14 protein-coding genes and 1 pseudogene are annotated in these 19902 nt (G+C 68.2%); 1 reads left to right on the top strand and 14 read right to left on the bottom strand.

Features of this window, described 5'->3' with window-relative positions:
• Window positions 1-91: 91 nt before the first annotated feature.
• The 14 genes from AC6EI8_RS09045 to AC6EI8_RS09110 form a co-directional block, all read right to left on the bottom strand.
• Entirely contained in the window at window positions 92-1315 is a 1224-nt protein-coding gene (locus tag AC6EI8_RS09045; RefSeq protein WP_498381781.1) for a PepSY-associated TM helix domain-containing protein, read from the bottom strand.
• 216 nt (window positions 1316-1531) lie between these two features.
• The gene (locus AC6EI8_RS09050; RefSeq protein ID WP_498381782.1) at window positions 1532-3037 is read right to left on the bottom strand and encodes an aldehyde dehydrogenase; all 1506 of its coding nucleotides are present in this window, start codon (window positions 3035-3037) and stop codon (window positions 1532-1534) included.
• Complete coding sequence (locus AC6EI8_RS09055; RefSeq protein ID WP_498381783.1) at window positions 3034-3954, bottom strand: DMT family transporter; 921 nt, start codon at window positions 3952-3954, stop codon at window positions 3034-3036. Before AC6EI8_RS09055 ends, AC6EI8_RS09050 begins: the two co-directional genes overlap by 4 nt.
• Window positions 3951-5195 carry a Zn-dependent hydrolase gene (locus tag AC6EI8_RS09060; RefSeq protein ID WP_498381784.1) on the bottom strand — a complete coding sequence of 415 codons (1245 nt, stop codon included), beginning with the start codon at window positions 5193-5195 and terminating at the stop codon, window positions 3951-3953. The genes AC6EI8_RS09055 and AC6EI8_RS09060 overlap by 4 nt, the downstream gene beginning before the upstream one ends.
• A gap of 24 nt (window positions 5196-5219) precedes the next feature.
• Window positions 5220-6290 carry a histone deacetylase family protein gene (locus AC6EI8_RS09065; RefSeq protein WP_498381785.1) on the bottom strand — a complete coding sequence of 357 codons (1071 nt, stop codon included), beginning with the start codon at window positions 6288-6290 and terminating at the stop codon, window positions 5220-5222.
• A gap of 59 nt (window positions 6291-6349) precedes the next feature.
• Complete coding sequence (locus tag AC6EI8_RS09070; protein ID WP_498381786.1) at window positions 6350-8092, bottom strand: thiamine pyrophosphate-binding protein; 1743 nt, start codon at window positions 8090-8092, stop codon at window positions 6350-6352.
• Window positions 8089-8427 carry a cupin domain-containing protein gene (locus AC6EI8_RS09075; protein ID WP_149319521.1) on the bottom strand — a complete coding sequence of 113 codons (339 nt, stop codon included), beginning with the start codon at window positions 8425-8427 and terminating at the stop codon, window positions 8089-8091. Before AC6EI8_RS09075 ends, AC6EI8_RS09070 begins: the two co-directional genes overlap by 4 nt.
• Window positions 8428-8544: 117 nt before the next feature.
• Window positions 8545-10002 (bottom strand): NADP-dependent succinate-semialdehyde dehydrogenase, encoded by a 1458-nt coding sequence (gabD, locus tag AC6EI8_RS09080; RefSeq protein WP_498381793.1) that lies wholly within the window; start codon window positions 10000-10002, stop codon window positions 8545-8547.
• A gap of 49 nt (window positions 10003-10051) precedes the next feature.
• The gene (locus AC6EI8_RS09085) at window positions 10052-11314 is read right to left on the bottom strand and encodes a 4-aminobutyrate--2-oxoglutarate transaminase (protein ID WP_498381787.1); all 1263 of its coding nucleotides are present in this window, start codon (window positions 11312-11314) and stop codon (window positions 10052-10054) included.
• Between the two features lie 71 nt (window positions 11315-11385).
• The gene (locus AC6EI8_RS09090) at window positions 11386-13062 is read right to left on the bottom strand and encodes an ABC transporter ATP-binding protein (RefSeq protein ID WP_498381794.1); all 1677 of its coding nucleotides are present in this window, start codon (window positions 13060-13062) and stop codon (window positions 11386-11388) included.
• Between the two features lie 26 nt (window positions 13063-13088).
• On the bottom strand, window positions 13089-13928 hold the full coding sequence (locus tag AC6EI8_RS09095; protein ID WP_053823479.1) for an ABC transporter permease: 840 nt from the start codon (window positions 13926-13928) through the stop codon (window positions 13089-13091).
• Window positions 13925-14929 carry an ABC transporter permease gene (locus tag AC6EI8_RS09100; RefSeq protein WP_226109322.1) on the bottom strand — a complete coding sequence of 335 codons (1005 nt, stop codon included), beginning with the start codon at window positions 14927-14929 and terminating at the stop codon, window positions 13925-13927. The genes AC6EI8_RS09095 and AC6EI8_RS09100 overlap by 4 nt, the downstream gene beginning before the upstream one ends.
• A gap of 127 nt (window positions 14930-15056) precedes the next feature.
• Complete coding sequence (locus AC6EI8_RS09105) at window positions 15057-16661, bottom strand: ABC transporter substrate-binding protein (RefSeq protein WP_150082197.1); 1605 nt, start codon at window positions 16659-16661, stop codon at window positions 15057-15059.
• A 61-nt stretch (window positions 16662-16722) separates the two neighbouring features.
• A complete protein-coding gene (locus tag AC6EI8_RS09110) occupies window positions 16723-18042 on the bottom strand; it encodes an ArgE/DapE family deacylase (RefSeq protein ID WP_498381788.1) in 1320 nt (439 codons plus the stop codon).
• A 136-nt stretch (window positions 18043-18178) separates the two neighbouring features.
• Between AC6EI8_RS09110 and pdxR the strand changes: the two are divergent.
• A pseudogene (gene pdxR / locus AC6EI8_RS09115) lies at window positions 18179-19773 on the top strand (MocR-like pyridoxine biosynthesis transcription factor PdxR).
• The last annotated feature ends 129 nt before the right edge of the window (window positions 19774-19902 follow it).

Consider the following 19902-nt stretch of genomic DNA (forward strand, 5'->3'; position numbering starts at 1 on the left):
CACGGCGGCAATCGATCGCGTTGCCGCGTCCCCCGCTTACGCCCCTTGCTCCGCCGGGGGAATCGATCGCACTTGCCGCATCCCCGCCGACTTACGCTCCCTGCCCCGCGGCAGGAATCGAATGCACTTGCCGCATACCGGCCGCCGCGCGCCGGCCCGCCCGCTTGCGGGCCCAGATCACCACGCCCGTCACACACAGCGTGGCCACCACCAGTCCCATCAGCGAGATCAGTACCCGCCCTGGCAGGCCGAGAATGCGGCCGGAATGCAGCGGGAATTGCGCCTGCAGGAACAGATCGCCGGCGCCGCCGGTGCCCGGAAGGCTCCCGCCTGCGGGCGCAAGCGTCTTGCCATCGAAGTACAGCCAGTTGTTGCCCAGGCCCCCGTCGCCGTGGTCGTTGCCGGCCTCGAAGAAGCCCACGCCATAGAGGCCGTACGGCGACGAGTAGAAGATGCCGCCGGCCGGCTCGGTCCAGCCGCGGCGCGCCCCTTCCGCACGTGCCGCGGCCAAGACCTGCTCGCGCGTGACCGCCGGTTCGTGCGGCCGGTCCAGCGGGCGCGGCGTGCGCTTGTCGAATTCGTTGGGGCTCAGCGGCGACAGCTTGGCCACCAGCGGCCGCATCACCTGCGTCTCGAGATTCATCGAGATCGACGTCACGGCCAGCAGCAACAACAGGCCCCACAGCCAGACCGCGCCCGAGCGATGCAGGTCGAAGTTCAGCGCATAGCCGCCCTTGCGCCAGCGGAAGGCGAAGGACTTGCGCCATGCGGCACGGCTCGGGAACGACAGCCACAGCGCGATCAGGCAGTCCAGCGCCCACGCCATCGCGATCAGCCCCATGAACCATTTGCCCAGCTCGATGCCCCAGCGGTCGGGGATATGCATCGTGTAGTGCAGCTTGTAGAGGAAGGGCAGCAGGTTCTCGCGCGACAGCGAGACCGCGCCCCACATCCGGCGCGCCTGGATCTCGCCGGTGACCGGGTCGACCGCGATCTGGTTGAAGCCCAGGTCGAAAGGCTTGCCGGTGGCCGGATCGATCCGCCCTTCGACGAACATCGTCAGCGCATGGCCGGGCTCCAGCTCCAGCGGCGTATAGCTGATCCGCAGCCGCGGATCGGCCTGCTCGACGTGGCGCGCCAGCTCCAGCGCCGGCATCGGGGTGCCTTCGGTGCGCGCGTGGAACAGCTCGGGATTGAGCCATTCATCGAGTTCGTGAACCCACGAGATGATGGCGCCGGTCACGCCGGAGATGAACAGGAAGATGGCGGCGGCAAGGCCGAACCAGCGGTGCAGCCGGACAAGAAGGGAGCGCATGGGTCAGAGGGGGGACATTGTTCCTCTGACATTGACGAACGGCGGCGCGGAAGCGGAACCGGAACCGGAACCGGAACCGGTTTCGGGACAGGAACCGCGCCCGGGTCCGCCGCCCTGTGCCCTGTGCCCTGTGCCCTGTGCCCTGTGCCCTGTGCCCTGTGCCCTGTGCCCTGTGCCCCGGGGCCGCGTGGACCGCGCGGCGGCGCTGAGGGCGGACTACGCCAGGCTGATCCAGGTCGTCTTCAGGTCCGTGTACTTGTCCAGCGCATGCAGCGACTTGTCGCGGCCCGAGCCGGACTGCTTGACGCCGCCGAACGGCACCGTGATGTCGCCGTCCATATAGCAGTTGACCCATACCAGCCCGGCCCGCAGCTGCCGGGACACGCGATGCGCACGCGCCAGGTTCGCAGTCCACAGGCCCGAGCCGAGACCATAGGGCGAGTCGTTGGCCATCCGCAGCGCCTCCTCCTCGGTATCGAACACGGTCACGGCCAGCACCGGCCCGAAGATTTCCTCGCGCACGATCGACAGCGATTGCGCGGGACATTCGAAGATGGTCGGCTGCAGGAAGTAGCCGCCGCTGTCGGCCCGGACACGCTGACCACCCAGCCGCAGCCGGGCGCCTTCGCGCTGGCCGGCTGCCACATAGGACATCACGCGGTCGAGCTGGCGCGCGTCGACGATCGCGCCCATCGCGGAGGCCGGATCGAGCGGATCGCCGGGCTGCATGTTGGCGGCGCAGGCCTCGAGCTTCGCCATGAAGGCGTCGTAGATGCCGCGCTGCACGTACAGTCGCGAGCCCGCGATGCAGATCTCGCCCTGGTTGTTGAAGATGCCGATCGCCGCGGCCTGCGCCGCGCGGTCCAGGTCCGGGCAATCGTCGAACACGATATGCGGTGACTTGCCGCCGCATTCGAGCCAGACCCGCTTCAGGTTCGACTGTCCCGCATATTCCAGAAAGCGTTTGCCGGTCGCGGTCGAGCCGGTGAAGGCGATGCAGTCCACGTCGGAATGCCGGCCCAGCGCCTGCCCCGCCTGCGCGCCGAGCCCCGGCACCACGTTGAACACGCCGGCCGGAATGCCGGCCTCTTCGGCGAGCGCGGCCAGTCTCAGCGCGCTCAAGGGCGACTGCTCGGCCGGCTTGAGCACCACGCTGTTGCCGGCCGCCAGCGCGGGGGCGACCTTCCAGCTCGCCATCAAAAGCGGATAGTTCCACGGCACCACGGCCGCCACCACGCCCAACGGTTCGCGCGTGATGGTCGCCAGCACGTTGGCATCGGTCGGCGCGATCTCGTCGTAGATCTTGTCGATCGCCTCGGCGTACCACGCGTAGGTGCGCGCCGACTCGGGGATGTCGTACAGCAGCGTGTCGGCGATCGGCTTGCCCATGTCGAGCGTTTCCAGCAGCGCCAGTTCCTCGCGATGCGCTTCGATCAGCGCGGCGAGCCGCAGCAGCGTGGCCTTGCGCTCGCGGCGCGGCATGGCCGCCCACACGCCCTGCTCGAATGCCCTGCGCGCGGCGGCGACGGCGCGATCCACGTCGGCCTCGCCGCAGGCGGCCACCTTCGCCAGCACGGTACCGGTGGCCGGATCGATGCTGTCGAAGGTCGCGCCGTCGGCCGCGTCGGTCCATCTGCCGTCGATATAGGTCTGTCCGCGCAGGCTCGGGACGATCGACTGCGCGCGTTGGCGCCAATAGGCCAGGTCGTGAAGCTCGCTCATGAGGGTTGCCTCGAATCCAGGGTAGAAGAAGAAACCGCTGATGCCGCGCGTCCGGGCAGCGTCAGCGACAGCCCCGCGCCGACGATCAGCGCGATGCCGCCCATCGCCAGCGCATCCGGCCAGCGGCCGAACCACCATGCGCTGTAGACCAGCGCCAGCAGCAGATGGCAGTAGTTCAGCGGCGCCAGCGTGGAGGCCGGTGCCCGCTGCAGCGCCAGGATCAACAGCACCTGCGCCAGCGCGCTCATGAAGCCCATTGCAAGGATCGTCAGCCAGTCGATCAGATCCGGCCACACCGGCGGCAGGAAAAACGGCGCCGGCAAGCCGGTGGCGATCATGCAGATGACCGCCGCGAAGCCGTACTGCACCGTGGCATCGACCTTTCCGGCCATACGCCGGGTCAGCAGCTGCAGCAGCGCGTAGCCGAGCATGGCCGCCACCATCAGCGCCGTGCCGATCCACGACAACTGGCCGCCAGGACGCACGATCAACAGCATGCCGGCGAATCCCGTTGCCACCGCCAGCCACTGGCGCGCGCCGACGCGCTCGGCCAGCAGCCACGGCGACAGCGCCACCACGACCAGCGGCGCCATGAAATAGATCGCGGTGGCTTCGGCCAGCGGCATCCACAACAGCGCGGTCATGAAGCAGGTACCCATGACCGCCAGCATCAGGCCCCGCAACACCAGCAGGCCGCGATGGGCCGTGCGCCAGAAGCGCAGCCGGCCCGCGTTCGCCAGCATCGCGATGGCGACGGTGCAGGTGGCGGCATAACGCACCGCATTGAGGAAGGGCGCCGGATAGCGCCCCACCAGATGCTTGGCGGTCGCATCGACCGTGGCGAACAGCATCACCACGCACAGGAACAGCAGGCCCCCGCGCCACCAGCCGCTGTCGCGGCCCAGGGCGGCGTTCACGTGCCGGCCCGCGCCACCATCGCGCCGAGCAGCACGTTGGCGCCGGCTTCAAGATGCTCGGGCTTGGCGTCCTCGATCTCGTTATGGCTGATGCCGTCCTTGCAGGGCACGAAGATCATCGCGGTGGGCGCGACGCTGGCCATGTAGACCGCGTCGTGACCGGCGCCGGTGACGATGTCCTGATGCCGGTAGCCGCGCGCCTGCGCTTCGTTGCGCACGTGGGCGATCAGCTCCGGGGCAAACGGCGTCGGCGGGAAATACTGCACGTCGCGCACATCGACCTCCAGCGGCGTGCCGGTGGTGGTACCGGCGGCCAGCGCCGCGCAGGCCGCGCGAAAGCGCGCATCCATCTCGGCGAGGCGCGCCGCGTCCTCGTGGCGCAGGTCCACAGTGAAGGTCACGGCGCCGGGAATCACGTTGCGCGAGGCCGGATGGGCATTGACCACGCCGACGGTGCCGCGACCATGCGGCGCGAAATCGTTGGCGATGCGCACCACCTCCTGCATCAGGAAGGTGGCGCCATACAGCGCGTCGCGCCGCAGCGGCATCGGCGTCGGGCCCGCATGGGCCTCCATGCCGGTCACGGTCACGTCGTACCAGCGCAGGCCCAGCGAGCCGGTCACCACGCCGATCACGTTGTCGGCGGCCTCGAGGATCGGGCCCTGTTCGATATGGGCTTCGAAATAGGCCCCGACCTGGCGCCCGCCGACCTCCGCGGTGCCGGCATAGCCGATCGCCCGCAGTTCGTCCTCGACGCGCTTGCCGTCGCGATCGGTCGCGTCCAGCGCGGTCTTCAACGGGAAGATGCCGGCGAACACGCCCGAGCCCATCATCACCGGCACGAAGCGCGTGCCTTCCTCGTTGGTCCAGATCGCGACCTCGAGCGGCGCCTCGGTCTGGATGCCGCGATCGTTCAGCGTACGCACCACCTCCAGCCCGGCCAGCACGCCGAAGCAGCCGTCGAACTTGCCGCCGGTCGGCTGCGTGTCGATATGGCTGCCGGTCATCACCGGCGGCAGCGCGTCGTTGCGGCCGGCGCGCCGGCCGAAGATATTGCCGACCTTGTCCACGGTCACCGTCAGGCCGGCCTCGCGCATCCAGCCGGCCACCAGGTCGCGCCCCTGGCCGTCCAGTGCGGTCAGCGCCAGCCGCGCGTTGCCGCCCTTGGGCGTCGCGCCGATGCGCGCCAGCGCCATCAGCGATTCCCACAGCCGCTGGCCGTCGATCTTCAGTGTCGTCATCGTGATCTCCTTGGGAAGCGGGGCTCAGGCCATCGCGGGGGCAAAGCCCGACAGGAAGGCACCCAGCGCGTGGCCGATGGCGTCGACCTCGTAGCCGCCCTCCTGCACCACGACCGTCGGCACGCCCAGCGCGTGGATGCGCTCGCCGATGCCGCGGTAGCCGTCCATGCCGACGGCCAGCACGCTGATGGGGTCGTCCACATAGGTATCGAAGCCCAGCGACAGCACCAGCGCCTGCGGCCGGTAGTCGCGCAGCGCGTCGAGCGCGCTGTCGAGCGCCGCCAGGAAGCCGGCGTCGCCCGTGCCGTGCGGCAGCGGGAAGTTCAGGTTGTAGCCGTAGCCCGCGCCGTAGCCGCGTTCGTTGGCATAGCCGGTATAGAAGGGGTAGTAGCCCGCGGGATCGGCATGCAGCGAGATCGTCATCACGTCCGAGCGCTGGTAGAAGATCTGCTGCGTGCCGTCGCCGTGGTGCGCGTCGACGTCGAGCACGGCCACCTTGCCGAAGCGCTTGAGCAGACCCTGCGCGGCGATCGCGGCGTTGTTGACGTAGCAGAAGCCGCCGGCGCGGTCGCTGTGCGCGTGGTGACCGGAGGGCCGGCACAGCGCGTAGGCCATGCCGCCATCCCCCTGCTCGCAGACGTAGTCCGCCGCGGCCACCGCGCTGTGGGCCGAGCGCAGGATCGAGCGCCAGCTGTGCGGGCCGAGCGGGCAACTCAGGTCGCCGAGGTAATAGCCGGCCTGCGCGATCACCGAGTCGGTCGGGCAATCGGGCCGGCGGTTCTGGTCTAGCTTGCCGTTGTGGTACGGCGACAGATTGGGCAGCACCTCGACGCCCGGTTCGAAGCCGGGGCGCGCCAGCGCCTGCCAGCGTTCGTAGGCCTCGCACAGGAAATCGAGATAGGCCGCGCTGTGTACCGTTTCCAGCGGCGCACGGCCGTAGTCCGGCGCGACGGCCAGATCGATGCCGCGCGTGGCAAGCGTGGCCTGCAGCGCGGCGGCGCGTGCGGGCACGTCGGTCGGCTCGCACAGCCGGCCCGCGCGCATGAACTGGCGCGGCTGATGGAGCAACTGGTCATCCGAGAAGAAGGCACGCATATTGTCAGGTGTAGGTTTTGGGGCGGCTGTCGTGCGTAGCGCCAGCCGGCGCGACGCGTTCAGGAGGCGGCCTGCGCCTGGCGCGCCAGCGCCGCCGCGCGAATCTGCGACAGCGTGATGCCGGGCCCCACGCCGTCCGGGTCGTAGCGCAGCTCGAGCAGCGCGGGCAGCCGCTGCGTGTGGGCGAATTCCAGCGCGCGCGCAAACGCGGGTCCGAATTCCGCGTCGCTGCCCACCACTTCGCCGTGGCCGCGATAGGCGCGCACCAGTTCGCTGAAGTCCGGGTTGTCGAAGGTCAACGCGATGGTGCGGCCGGGAAACTCGCGCTCCTGGTGGGCGCGGATGGTGCCCCACATGCCGTTGTTGAAGACCAGCACGACGATGCCGAGCCGGTATTGCATCGCCACGCCCAGCTCCTGCAGGTTCATCTGGAAGCAGCCGTCGCCGGCATAGCAGACCACGGTGCGATCGGGGTATTCCAGCTTGGCCGAGATCGCCGCCGGCAGCCCATACCCCATCGAGCCCACGGTCGGCGTGAGGCTGGTGCCAACGCCCTGGAAGCGGTGGTAGGCGTGCGCAAACAGCGCGTAGTTACCGGCGCCCACGGTGATGCAGGCGTCAGGGGGCACGTGGTCCCGCACATGGCAGGCCACGGCATTCACATTCAGCGGGCCCGGCGCAGGTGCCGGCTCCTGCTGCGCGAGGAAGTCGCCTCGCGCAGCACGGGTCTGGCCCGCCCACGCCGGTTCGGCCGCGGGCCGCAGCGTGTCGACGGCCTGCGCGAACGAGACCACGTCGGCGGCGATCGGCAGCGCGGACTGGAACACGCGGCCCAGCTCGTTGGCATCCGGATAGACGTGCACCAGCCGCTGGCGCGGCAGCGGACTTTCCACCAGCGTGTAGCCCTCGGTGGTCGCCTCGCCCATGCGCGTGCCGACCGCGATCAGCAGGTCGGCATCGCGGATGCGCGCGCGCAGCGCGTCGCCCATACCCCAGCCGACATGGCCGGCGAAATTCGGATGATGGTTGTCGAAGCATTCCAGCCGGCGCCAGGCAGCGCCCACCGGCAGCGCGAAGCGCTCGGCGAAGCCCTCGATCTGGCGCATCGACTGCGGCGTCCAGCCGGAGCCGCCGACCAGCAGGAAGGGCCGCTGCGCCTGCGCCAGCAGCGCTTCCAGCGATGCCATTGCCGCCGGGGTCGGCGCCGCATGCGCACGCTGGTAGCGCGGCAGATCGGGCACCGTGGCCTTGCCCCACAGCGTGTCCTCCGGCAGCGCCAGCACCACCGGCCCGGGCCGGCCGCTGGTCGCCACCGCGAAGGCCCGCGCGACGAACTCGGGAATGCGATCGGTGCGGTCGATCTGCGCGACCCACTTCGCCATCTCGCCGAACATGCGGCGATAGTCGATCTCCTGGAACGCCTCGCGCTCGATGAAGTCGTTGCCGACCTGGCCGACGAACAGGATCATCGGCGTCGAGTCCTGATAGGCCGTGTGCACCGCGATGCTGGCATTGGTCGCACCAGGGCCGCGCGTCACGAAGCAGATGCCGGGCTCGCCGGTCAGCTTGCCGTAGGCCTCGGCCATATAGCCGGCGCCGCTTTCCTGGCGGCAGACCACCGGCTGGATCGCGTCCTGATGGTCGTAGAGCGCGTCGATGCACGGCAGATAGCTTTCGCCGGGCACCAGGAACACGCGCTTGACGCCATGGATGCGCAGTTGCTGGACCAGGATCTGGCCGCCATTGCGCTCGCGCAGCGATTGGCGGTGCGCGGCGCGGTCGGGATTGGATGCTGTTGTCATCGATTGGCTCCGTGCGCGGCCGCGCACGACGGCGATGCCGTGCCCGCCGCCGTCTTGATCTCGATCTCCACGAACACGCATTCGCCTTCGTGCGCGTTGATCACGTTGTGCTCGACGCCGGCCGGCCGCGAGTACGCGCGTCCCGCTACCAGCTGGCTGGTGACCTCACCCTGCGGGGTCTGCAGCAGCAGCGGGCCGGTCGTCATCGGCACCACTACGTAGTCATAGCCGTGCCGATGAAAGCCGGTCTCCGCGCCGGGCGCGAAGCGCCATTCGGTGACGATCACACGCTCGTTGTCGACCTGCACGGTCGGCACTGCCTGGGGTCTGCTCATGTTGTTCGGGCTCGGATTGGGTCCGGTGAGGACCGGTGGGTCGGTGATGCCACGCCGCGGACGGCGTCCGGGCGGCGGACATGGCAAACAGATGGCAAAGAAATGGCGATCGCAAGGTCAGCGGTCGATGCCGCCCATGCACAGGCACTTGATCTCGAGATAGTCCTCGATGCCGTATCGCGAACCTTCCCGGCCCAGGCCAGATTGCTTGACCCCGCCAAACGGCGCCACCTCGTTCGAGATCAAGCCGGTATTGATGCCGACCATGCCGTACTCCAGCGCCTCGGCCACGCGCCAGATGCGGCCGATATCGCGGCTGTAGAAGTACGACGCCAGCCCGAACTCGGTGTCGTTGGCCATGCCGACCACCTCGTCGTCGGTATGGAAGCGGAACAGCGGCGCCAGCGGGCCGAACGTCTCTTCCTTCGCCACGCGCATCGCCGGTGTGACGTCGGCCAGCACGGTCGGCTCGAAGAAGGTGCCGCCCATCGGATGGCGCTTGCCGCCGGCCAGCACGCGCGCGCCCTTGTCCAGCGCGTCGGAGATATGCAGCTCGACCTTGGCGACCGCGTCCTCGTTGATCAGCGGACCCTGCAGCACGCCCGGCTCGACGCCATGGCCGACCTTCAGCTTCGCCACCGCGGCGACCAGCTTGCTGGCGAAGGCGTCGTAGACCTTGTCGTGAACGTAGAGCCGGTTCGCGCAGACACAGGTCTGGCCGGCGTTGCGATACTTCGACGCGATGGCGCCCTCCACCGCCGCGTCGAGGTCGGCATCGTCGAACACGATGAACGGCGCGTTGCCGCCCAGCTCCAGCGACAGCTTCTTGATCGTGTCCGCGGACTGGCGCATCAGGATGCGTCCGACCTCGGTCGAACCGGTGAACGTCAGCTTGCGCACCACCGGATTGGCGGTCAGCTCGCCGCCGATCGCCACCGCGTCGCCGGTCACCACGCTGAACACGCCGGCCGGCACGCCGGCGCGCTCGGCGAGCACGGCGAGGGCCAGCGCCGACAGCGGCGTGTCCTCGGCGGGCTTGAGCACCATCGTGCAGCCGGCCGCGAGCGCAGGACCGACCTTGCGCGTGATCATCGCCAGCGGGAAATTCCACGGCGTGATGGCCGCGCAGACGCCGACCGGTTCCTTGACCACCACCAGGCGGCGGTCCGCCGTCGGGGACGCCAGCACATCGCCGCAGACGCGCTTGCCTTCCTCGGCGAACCATTCGAGGAACGAGGCGGCGTAGACCACCTCGCCCTTCGCCTCGGCCAGCGGCTTGCCCTGCTCGGTCGTCATCAGCAGCGCGAGGTCGTCCGCGTTTGCCAGCATCAGCTCATGCCACTTGCGCAGGACATGGCTGCGCTCGCGCGCGGTTCGGCGGCGCCATTCGACCTGCGCGACGCGCGCGGCCTCGATGGCGCGCCGCGTCTCGGCCGCGCCCATCATCGGCACCTTGCCGATCGGCGCACCGGTGGCGGGATTCGTGACGACGAAGGACTCGCCGCGGTCGGCGTCGACCCACGCGCCGCCGACCAGGGCCTGCGCACGCAGCAGGCCGGTATCGTTCAATTGCATCATCAGCTCCGGGGGAATGGGGGGCGGTATCGCTCGGCGGATCGGCGGATCAGCGGACCAGCACGTCGGCGAGGATGTCCAGCCCCTCGTCCATCACCGCATCGGGGATGGTCAGCGGGAACAGGAAGCGGATCACATTGCCGTGCACGCCGCACGACAACAGCAGCAGGCCCTTCTGCAGCGCGCGGTTCTGCACCTCGCGCGTGAACTCCGCATCGGGGCTGCCGTCGGCCTGCTGGAACTCCACCGCGACCATCGCGCCGAGGCCGCGCACTTCGGCGATCTGCGGCACGCGCGGGCGCAGGCTGTGCAGCCGGTCCATCAGCCGTTCGCCGAGCGCGGCGCCGCGCGCGATCAGGTTCTCTTCTTCCAGCACCTCCAGCACCGCCAGCGCCGAGGCGACGGCAAGCGGATTGCCGGCATAGGTGCCGCCGAGCCCGCCCGGCGCCGGCGCGTCCATGATCTCGGCGCGGCCGCACACCGCCGACAGCGGCATGCCGCCGGCCAGGCTCTTGGCCATGGTGGTCAGGTCCGGCGCCACGCCGTAATGCTCCATCGCGAACAGCTTGCCGGTGCGGCCGAAGCCGGTCTGCACCTCGTCGGCGATCAGCAGGATGCCGTGCTCGTCGCAGAGCGCGCGCAGCGCCTTGACGAAGGCGGCGGGCGCGACATTGAAGCCGCCCTCGCCCTGCACCGGCTCGAAGATGATGGCCGCGACGCGCTTCGGATCGACGTCGGCCTTGAACAGGACCTGCAGCGCCTTCAGCGAGTCCTCGACCGACACGCCGTGCAGCTCGCACGGATACGGCGCGTGATAGACCTCGCCGGGGAAGGGACCGAAGCCGACCTTGTAGGGCACGACCTTGCCGGTCAGCGCCATGCCCATCATCGTGCGGCCGTGGAAGCCGCCGGAGAACGCGATCACCGCCGGCCGCCCGGTGGCGGCGCGGGCGATCTTGATGGCGTTCTCGACGGCCTCGGCGCCGGTGGTGAAGAACGCGGTCTTCTTGGCCCACTGGCCCGGCGCGCGCTGGTTGATCTTCTCGGCCAGCTCGATATAGCTGGCGTAGGGCACGATCTGGTAGGCCGTATGCGTGAAGCGCTCCAGCTGCTTCTGCACGGCGGCGACCAGGCGCGGATGCCGGTGGCCGGTGTTCAGCACGGCGATGCCGGCGGCGAAGTCGATATAGCGGCGGCCTTCGACATCCCAGATCTCCGAATTCTCGGCCCGTTCGGCGTAGAAATTGCACATCACGCCCACGCCACGGGGCGTGGCGGCATCCTTGCGGCGGACCAGTTCGGCATTCTTCATCGTCTTCTCCATGGGGCTTCGGGTTGGGCGCGCGGACGGCATACGGGCCGGCCGTCCGGGCCAATGCGTTGTCATGCAGCGGCGCGGATCGCCTTCGGATCCCACTCCTTGCCGGGGATCGCCGTGATCAGGCGCTGCGTGTAGTCGTGGCGCGGCGCGTCGAAGATCTGGGCCGGCGGCCCGGATTCGACCACCTTGCCCTTGTGCATCACGATCACGTGGTGGCAGATCTGCGCCGCCACGCGAAGGTCGTGCGTGATGAAGATCAGGCCGATATCGAGACGCTTCTGCAGCGTGGCCAGCAGCTCCAGCACCTGCGCCTGCACCGAGACGTCGAGCGCGGACACCGACTCGTCGGCCACCAGCAGCTTCGGCTCGAGCGCCAGTGCACGGGCGATGCCGATGCGCTGGCGCTGGCCGCCGGAGAACTGGTTCGGATAGCGGTCGAAGGCAGAGTCTTCCATCCCGACCAGCTGCAGCAGTTCGCGCGCCCTGGCCTGCGCCTGCTGGCGCGGCACGCCGCTCGCGACCGGCCCGTCGCTGATGATCCGGCCCACGGTATGGCGCGGATTGAGCGAGGCGAACGGGTCCTGGAAGATCATCTGCACGTCCTTGCGCAGCGGACGGAAGCGCCGCTCCGGCAGCTTCGCGATGTCCTGGCCCTGGAACAGCAGCGTGCCGCCATCGATGTCGGTCAGCCGCAGCAGACATTTGCCGATGGTCGACTTGCCCGAGCCCGACTCGCCGACGATGCCCAGCGTCTCGCCGCGCCGCACGGTGAAGCTGACGCCGTCGACCGCATGCACCACGCGCTTGCGCGAGAACAGGCCGCCGCCGGACACATAGGTGTTGCGCAGGTCGCGCACCTCCAGCACCGTCTCCGCGGCCTGGCCGTCCGCCTCGCCGCAGCGCCCGTGCGGCACCGCCCCGATCAGCCGGCGCGTATAGGGGTGCTGCGGGTGGTTCAGCACCTGCTGCGCGGTGCCCATCTCGACCAGCACGCCCTTCTCCATCACGGCGACCCGGTCGGCAATTTCCGCCACCACGCCGAAATCGTGGGTGACGAACATCACGCCCATGCCCTTCTCGGCCTGGATGCGCTTGATCAGCGCCAGGATCTGCGCCTGCGTGGTGACGTCGAGCGCGGTGGTCGGCTCGTCGGCGATCAGCAGCGCGGGCTCCAGCGCCAGCGCCATCGCGATCACCACTCGCTGCCGCTGGCCACCCGAGAGCCGGAACGGATAGCTGTGCACCAGCGTCGCCGGATCGGGCAGGCCGACGAAGTCGAGCAGCTCGAGCACGCGGCGCATGCGCGCCTCGCCCGGATAGGCGTGGTGCACGCGCATGACCTCGGCGATCTGGTCGCCGACGGTCATCACCGGATTCAGCGCGGACAGCGGCTCCTGGAACACCATCGCCATGTCCTTGCCGCGCATCGCCAGCAAGGTGGCTTCGTCCTGCGCCAGCAGGTCCTTGCCGCGGAACAGGATGCGGCCGCCCTGCGGCTTCAGGTAGGACGGCAGCAACCCCATGATGGCGTTGGCGCTCATCGACTTGCCGGAACCGGATTCGCCGACGATGCAAAGAATTTCGCCGGCGTGCAGGTCGTACGAGATGTCGCGCACCGCGTAGGGGCGGTCGCCGCCCTTGGGCAGCGCGATGGTCAGGTCACGGATCGACAGCAGCGGCGCGGAGATCTGCGCAGCATGGGAGCCGTGAGCGCCGCAGGAGCTTTGGTCAGCGTGCATGGATTGGACAGGCATGGCTGGCTCCCTCATTCGCCGCGGCGGCGCAGCTGCGGATTCATGGCGTCGTTCAAGCCTTCTCCGATCAGGTTGATGGACAGCACCGTCAGCAGGATCGCCACGCCGGGCCACACGCTCATCCACCAGGCCTCGCGGATCATCGTGCGGGCCGCACCGATCATGAAACCCCAGCTCATCATGTTGCGGTCGCCCAGGCCCAGGAAGGACAGCGCGGACTCCGTCAGGATCGCGGTGGCCACCATGAACGAGGCCGACACGATGATCGGCGACATCGCATTGGGCAGGATCTGCGTGGCGATGATGCGCAGCGGCTTCTGGCCGATCACCACCGCGGCCTGCACGAACTCGCGCTGCTTCAGCGACAGGAATTCGCTGCGCACCAGGCGCGCCACCGGCGGCCACGACACCACCGAGATGGCGCCGACGATCGAATAGATCGACGGATTGAAGATCGCGACGATGACCACCGCCATCGCCAGCTGCGGAATCGTCTGGAAGAACTCGGTAAAGCGCATCAGCGCGTCGTCGATGCGGCCGCCGCAGTAGCCGGCTACCGCGCCGATCAGGATGCCGAACAGCAGCGCGACCGCGGTGGAGATCACGCCGACCAGCAGCGACACCCGCGCGCCGTACAGCATGCCGGCGGTGATGTCGCGGCCCAGCATGTCGGTGCCGAACGGATAGGCCGGATCGGCGAACGGCTGCACCAGCGGATCGGCCACCATCAGCCACGGCGATTCCTCGTACAGCACCGGGGCGAACAGCGCGAAGGCGATCACGGCGAGCAGCACCAGCGCGCCGATGACCGCGCCGTAGTTGCGGCAATAGCGTTGCAGGAAGGCTTTCATGCGGTGGCTCCCTTGCCGCCGACCGAGATGCGCGGATCGATGAAGCGATAGAGCACGTCGGTCAGCAGGTTGAAGAAGACGACGAGGGCCGACGTCACGAAGAAGATGCCCAGCAGCAGCTGGTAGTCGCGCTGCAGCAGCGCATCGAACATCAGGCGGCCGATGCCCGGCCACGAGAACACCGTCTCGGTCAGCACCGCGCCGCCGGCCATCTGGCCGAGCTGGATGCCGGCGAAGGTGATCACCGGCAGCAGCGCGTTGCGCAGCACGTGCACGCGGATCACGCGGTTGGCCGGCACGCCCTTGGCGCGCGCGGTCTTCACGTAGTCCATGCCCATCACCTCCAGCATCGAGGCGCGGGTCAGCCGCACATAGACCGCCATGAAGAAGCAGCCGAGCGAGATCGTCGGCAGGATCATGTGCAGCGCCACGTCCTTGACGCGCGCCATGCCGGTGTAGCCGGCGCCGATGGTCTCCATGCCGAATGCCGGCAGCCAGCCGAGCACCACCGAGAACAGGATGATCGCCATCAGCGACAGCCAGAACAGCGGCGTCGCATACAGCAGCAGCGCGCCGGACATCACCGCGCTGTCGATCCAGCGGCGGCGATTCTCGTAGCGGGTACGCGCGGCGATCACGCCGAGCAGCACACCCAGCACGATCGAGAAGACGAAGGCGCCGCTCATCAGCAGGAAGGTCGCCGGCAGGCGGTCGAGGATCAGGTCCAGCACCGGCAGATGGTTGCGGTACGAGTAGCCCAGGTCCAGCTGGGCCACGCCCTTCAGATAGATGCCGAGCTGGGTCAGCAGCGGCTTGTCCAGGCCGAACTGCTCGCGCAGCTGGCCGACGAAGGCGGCATCGCCGGCGCCGGCCTCGCCCGCCATCACGGTGGCCGGATCGCCCGGCGCCAGGCGGATCAGGAAGAAATTGATGATGACGACGCCGAGCACGACCACGATGGCCTTGCCAAGACGCGAGATCAGGAAGGAAAGGAAATTCACGGCAAGCTCCACGCGGGCGATCGGCGGCGGACAGCACTTCGTTGGGGCGGTCACCCTCCCCCCTGCCCCTCTCCCGCTGGCGGGAGAGGGGAGAACACCGGGGGCGTTTCGGATGGCGCTACAGCCCTCAGTTCTTCTCGATCGAGACGTTGTCGAACGACTCGTTCAGGCCGATCGCCGTGGTCACCAGGTTCTTCACGTTCTTGCGATAGAGCGTGGGGAACTCCAGCTCGAACAGGTTGGCGTTGGCGACGTCGTTGACGAGGATGCGCTGCACCTCGCTATAGAGCTTCTGGCGCTCGGCCGGGTCCATGGTGGCGCCCGCCTTCGCCCACAGTTCGTCCGCCTTCGGATTGTTGTAGCCCTGCACGTTGGCGAACGGCGTGCCCTTGACGATATTGCGCGCGACGTACAGCCGCTCCACGCCCAGCGCCGGATCGCCGTACTGGTAGGTGTAGGTGGTGGTCAGATCGAAGTCCCAGTTGCTGACCCGCGCGGCCCAGGTGCCGGCGTCGGCCGATTCGATGCTGACCTTGAAGCCCAGCTGCTCGAGCATCTGCTTGACGTACTCGTCCAGCCGGTCCCAGTTGGCGCCATACGAGGTGGCGAGGATCTTGATCGGGTACTGGCCGACATTGACGCCCGATTCCTTGATCAGGTCGCGCGCCTTCTTCAGGTTGAAGTCCATCGCCGGCATGTTCTTGTCGAAGAACAGCGTGGTGGACGCGAACGGGCTGACCGCCGGCTTGCCCATGCCGAAGAAGATGTTGTTGACGATCATCTTGCGGTTCAGCGCATGCATGACCGCCTGGCGCACCTTGACGTTGTCGAACGGCGGCTTGCGCTGGTTCATCAGCATGCTCGCCATCGGCGAGAACAGCTCCCAGCCCTTGGTGGTGTATTCCACGTTGGGCAGCGCGCGCAGGCGCTTGACGTCGACGTTGTCGACATCGCCGCCGCGCAGCACCTGCACGTCGCCCTTTTCGAACGCCACCGCGCGCGAGGCGGAATCCGGGATCACGTAGAAGACCAGCTCGTCCAGATACGGCTTGCCCTTCTTCCAGTAGTTGGGGTTCTTGGCCAGCTTGATATAGGCGCCCTTCTTCCACTCCTTGAACATGAAGGGGCCGGTGCCGACCGGCTTCTGGTTGGCCGGGTTGTTGCGGTAGTCGGTTCCCTCGTACAGATGCTTCGGCATCATCGGCATGGTGCCGGTCTCGAACATCGAGATGAACGGCGGGAACGGCTCCTTCAGCTTGATCTCGACGGTGGTGTCGTTGACCGCGCGGATCGACGCCATGTATTTGTTCAGCACCGCCCGCGTGCGCACATGGACCTCGCGCAGCAGCTTGTCGATCGAGAACACCACGTCGGCCGAGGTGAATGGCTTGCCATCGTGCCACTTGACACCGCTCTGCAGCTCGAAGGTATAGGTCAGGCCGTCGGGCGAGATCTTCCACGACTTGGCCAGCTCCGGCTGCGGCTTCAGGTCCGGCGTGTACGTCAGCAGGCCCTGATAGATCTTGCCGGCGATGTATTGCGTCGGCGCCTGCGAATTGAGCGCGCTGACCAGGATCGGCGGCTCGGGCTGCACGATGCCGGACAGCGTGCCGCCGGTGGTCTGTGCGGCGGCGTCGCCGGCGGGCAGCGCCAGCGGCAACAGGGACAGGCCTGCCGCCGCGATCGCCAGCGAAGCCAGGCGCTGTTGAAAGCGCGTCGTAACTCGTTTCATCGGCTCGTTTCCTTGTCGTTGTGAACAGCGGGTACTGAGGGCACTGCTTGCACTTGGATCGTCATGCCGTGGCAATCGGCTCCACGCCGCACCAGTCGTGCAGGAACTGCGCCAACGTGGTGGTCACCCGCACCATGCTGTCGAGCGACACGGATTCGTCGATGCCGTGGATGTTGCGGGCGACCGGCCCGTAGCACGTCACCGGGGTATCGAGCATCAGGCGGAAATGGCGCGCATCGGTGGTGGCGGTGGTCGCCTCGCGCTTGACCGGCTCGCCGTGGACCTTGCGATGGGCCTCGGCCAGCGCCTGCATGCTCGGCACGTCGAGATCGAACTCGCAGCCCGGCGCATGGAAGCCCTCGTAGCGGATAACGAGTTCGAGATTGCTGGCGAGCCGCGCGACGGTGGCGCGGATGCGCGCCTCGACGATGGCCTTGGTCTCGTCGATGTCCATATGCGGATAAAAGCCGATGCGCACGCCGAGCGTGCAGGTGCACGGCACCGACGAATTCCATTCGCCGCCGCGGATCTGCCCGAGGTTGAAGTTGATCGGGTGCGCGTGGTCGCGATATACCGGCGGGCGGTTATCGGGCCGGTTCCATTCGGCCTCGAGCTCGCGCAGGTCCTCCATCACGGCCACGCCCGCCTCGACCGGATTGACGCCGGACGTCATGTAGGCCGCGTGGGCCGGCTTTCCGGTCAGCTCGATGAACATCCAGTAGACGCCGACCTGCGCGCTCATCAAGCCCTCGCCCAGCGGCTCGGGAATGATCACGGTATCGAAGGCGGCCAGCTTGCCGGCGCCGACCGCGCTGCGCAGTGCCGCCACGGTCGCCAGCGCCCCATTGCCGGTGTTCTCTTCCTCGAGCACCGCGTTGAAGCCGACCGCGCCGGCCGGCTGCACGCCGAGCGCGCGCAGCGCCTTGAACGCGGCCAGCGCGCAAACGATGCCGGCCTTCATGTCGCCGGAGCCGCGGCCATAGAGCCAGCCGTCCTCGACCACCGGCGTGTACGGCGGATTGCGCCACATCGATTCGGGGCCGGTGGGCACCACGTCGAGATGGCCGTTGAACAGCACCGACCGTCCACCCTTCGCGACGGGCCGATGGGTGGCCAGCAGGTTGTAGCGGCCGCCATCGGGGCAGCACGGCGGCGAGAACAACGGCAGATGCCGGATGGCATCGGCGTGCAGATGGATGCGCTCCGATTCGAGTCCCAGATCGCGCAAGGCCGCCTCGATGAATTCCGCCGCGGGTTGCTCCTGCCCCGACGGGCTGGCGGCGGCGACAAAGCCCGACAGCGTCTGGACCATATAGGGCAACAGCGAGCGCACGGCGCCGGCGATGTCAGAGGTACTGAGTTGGCTTGCCGAATCTTGCATGGGAGCTCCTTGGAACGCCGGGCTGCGAGGCTCGCCGATGTGAAAACTGCTTGCACCGGCACGCGATGGGTGGGAAATTAGCGCACAGTTGGCACCATAGATAGGTCCATATTTGCCGTTTTTGCTGGAGCCATTTTTGAAAGAATCCATTCTGTCCGAGCTGCTGCTGCAACGGCTGGAACGGCCGGCCGACGGCAGCGCCGACAAGGCCGGTACGCATATGAACCGGCAGGTCTATCAGATCATTCGCCAGGAAATCCTTGCCGGTACGATCCCCGCGGGTGCAAGCTGCCCGCTTCGCGGATGCTGGCCAAGGAGGTCGGGGTCTCGCGCAACACCGTGCTGTATGCCTACGAGCAGCTGTTGGCCGAGGGCTACGTCACGGCATCGACGGGAAGTGGCACCTTTGTGTCGCACACCTTTCCCGACCATAGTGCATTGCACAAGGTTGGCGCCGCGAATGGCACCATCACCGTGCCTGCAGCGCAGCAAAACCCGAACCGCTTTGCGCTGTCGCGGCGCGGCCAGCATCTGGTGTCGCATGCCGGTGCATCCGATCGCCAATGGGGTGCGTTCATGGCCGGCGTGCCCGACGTCTCGCTGTTTCCGCGCGCAGTGTGGAACCGCCTGCTGAACAAGCATTGGCGCGAGCCGCGTCCCGAGCTGCTGACCTATGCGCACAACGGCGGCTATCTGCCGCTGCGCCGCGTCCTCGCGGAGCATCTGCGCCTGGCGCGCGGCGTACGGTGCGATCCCGAACAGATCATCATGACGACGGGCATCCATCAGGCGATCGACCTGATCGCACGGCTGCTCGCGGACCCCGGCGACAAGGCCTGGATGGAAGACCCCGGCTACTGGGGCACGCGCAGCCTGCTGTCGAACTCGGGCGTGGAGCCGATTCCCGTGCCGGTCGATGGCGAGGGCATCGCGCCGGACGCGGCCACGCTGCAGAATCCGCCGCGCTTCATCTTTGCCACGCCGTCGCATCAGTACCCGCTCGGCACCGTAATGAGCCTGTCGCGCCGGCGCATGCTGCTCGAGTACGCGCGCCAGCGCGGGGTCTGGATCGTCGAGGACGACTACGACAGCGAATTCCGCTTCGAGGGCCGCCCGCTCGCGTCGCTGCAGGGGCTCGACGAGCACGATCGCGTGATCTACATGGGTACGTTTTCCAAGACGCTGTTTCCCGGCATCCGCATGGGCTTCATGGTGTTGCCCAAGCCGCTGGCTCCGCATTTCGCCATCGGGCTGTCGGAGCTGTTCCGCGAGGGGCAGCTGATCCAGCAGGCGGTGCTGGCGGACTTCATCGAGGAGGGGCACTACGCCACCCACATCCGGCGCGTGCGCTTGCGTTATGCGCAGCGGCAGAGCCTGCTGCGCGAGGCGATCGCCGAGCGCTTCGGCGCGAACTGGCCCACCTCCACGCACGAGGCCGGACTGCATCTGGTGATGCATCTCCCGCCGGGCGCAGACGATCTGGGCATCAGCATGGCGGCACGCACGCAGGGCCTGAGCGCGCGGCCGCTGTCGCGCTACTACAGCGACGAGACGCAGGCGCGGCAGGGCCTGCTGATGGGCTATGCCTGCGTGCCCGAGGAAGAGATCGGGCCGTCGTTCCGCAAGCTCGCCGAGGTCATCGAACCGGCGATGGAGCATCTGGCCCGCACGCAGGCGCCGCGACGCGAATCGCCGGTCAAGATCAACCGCGAGGCGTGGAGCGGGGCGTGAGCGCGGAGCCGAGTGCGGAGCCGAGCGCCGAGCCGAGCGCCGAGCCGAGTGCCGAGCCGAGCGCCGAACCGAGCGCCGAGCCAAGCGCGAAGTCGAATCCCGCTCCCTTTTCCATCCCGCTCCCTTTTC

Source organism: Cupriavidus sp. R6-3, assembly GCF_059772245.1.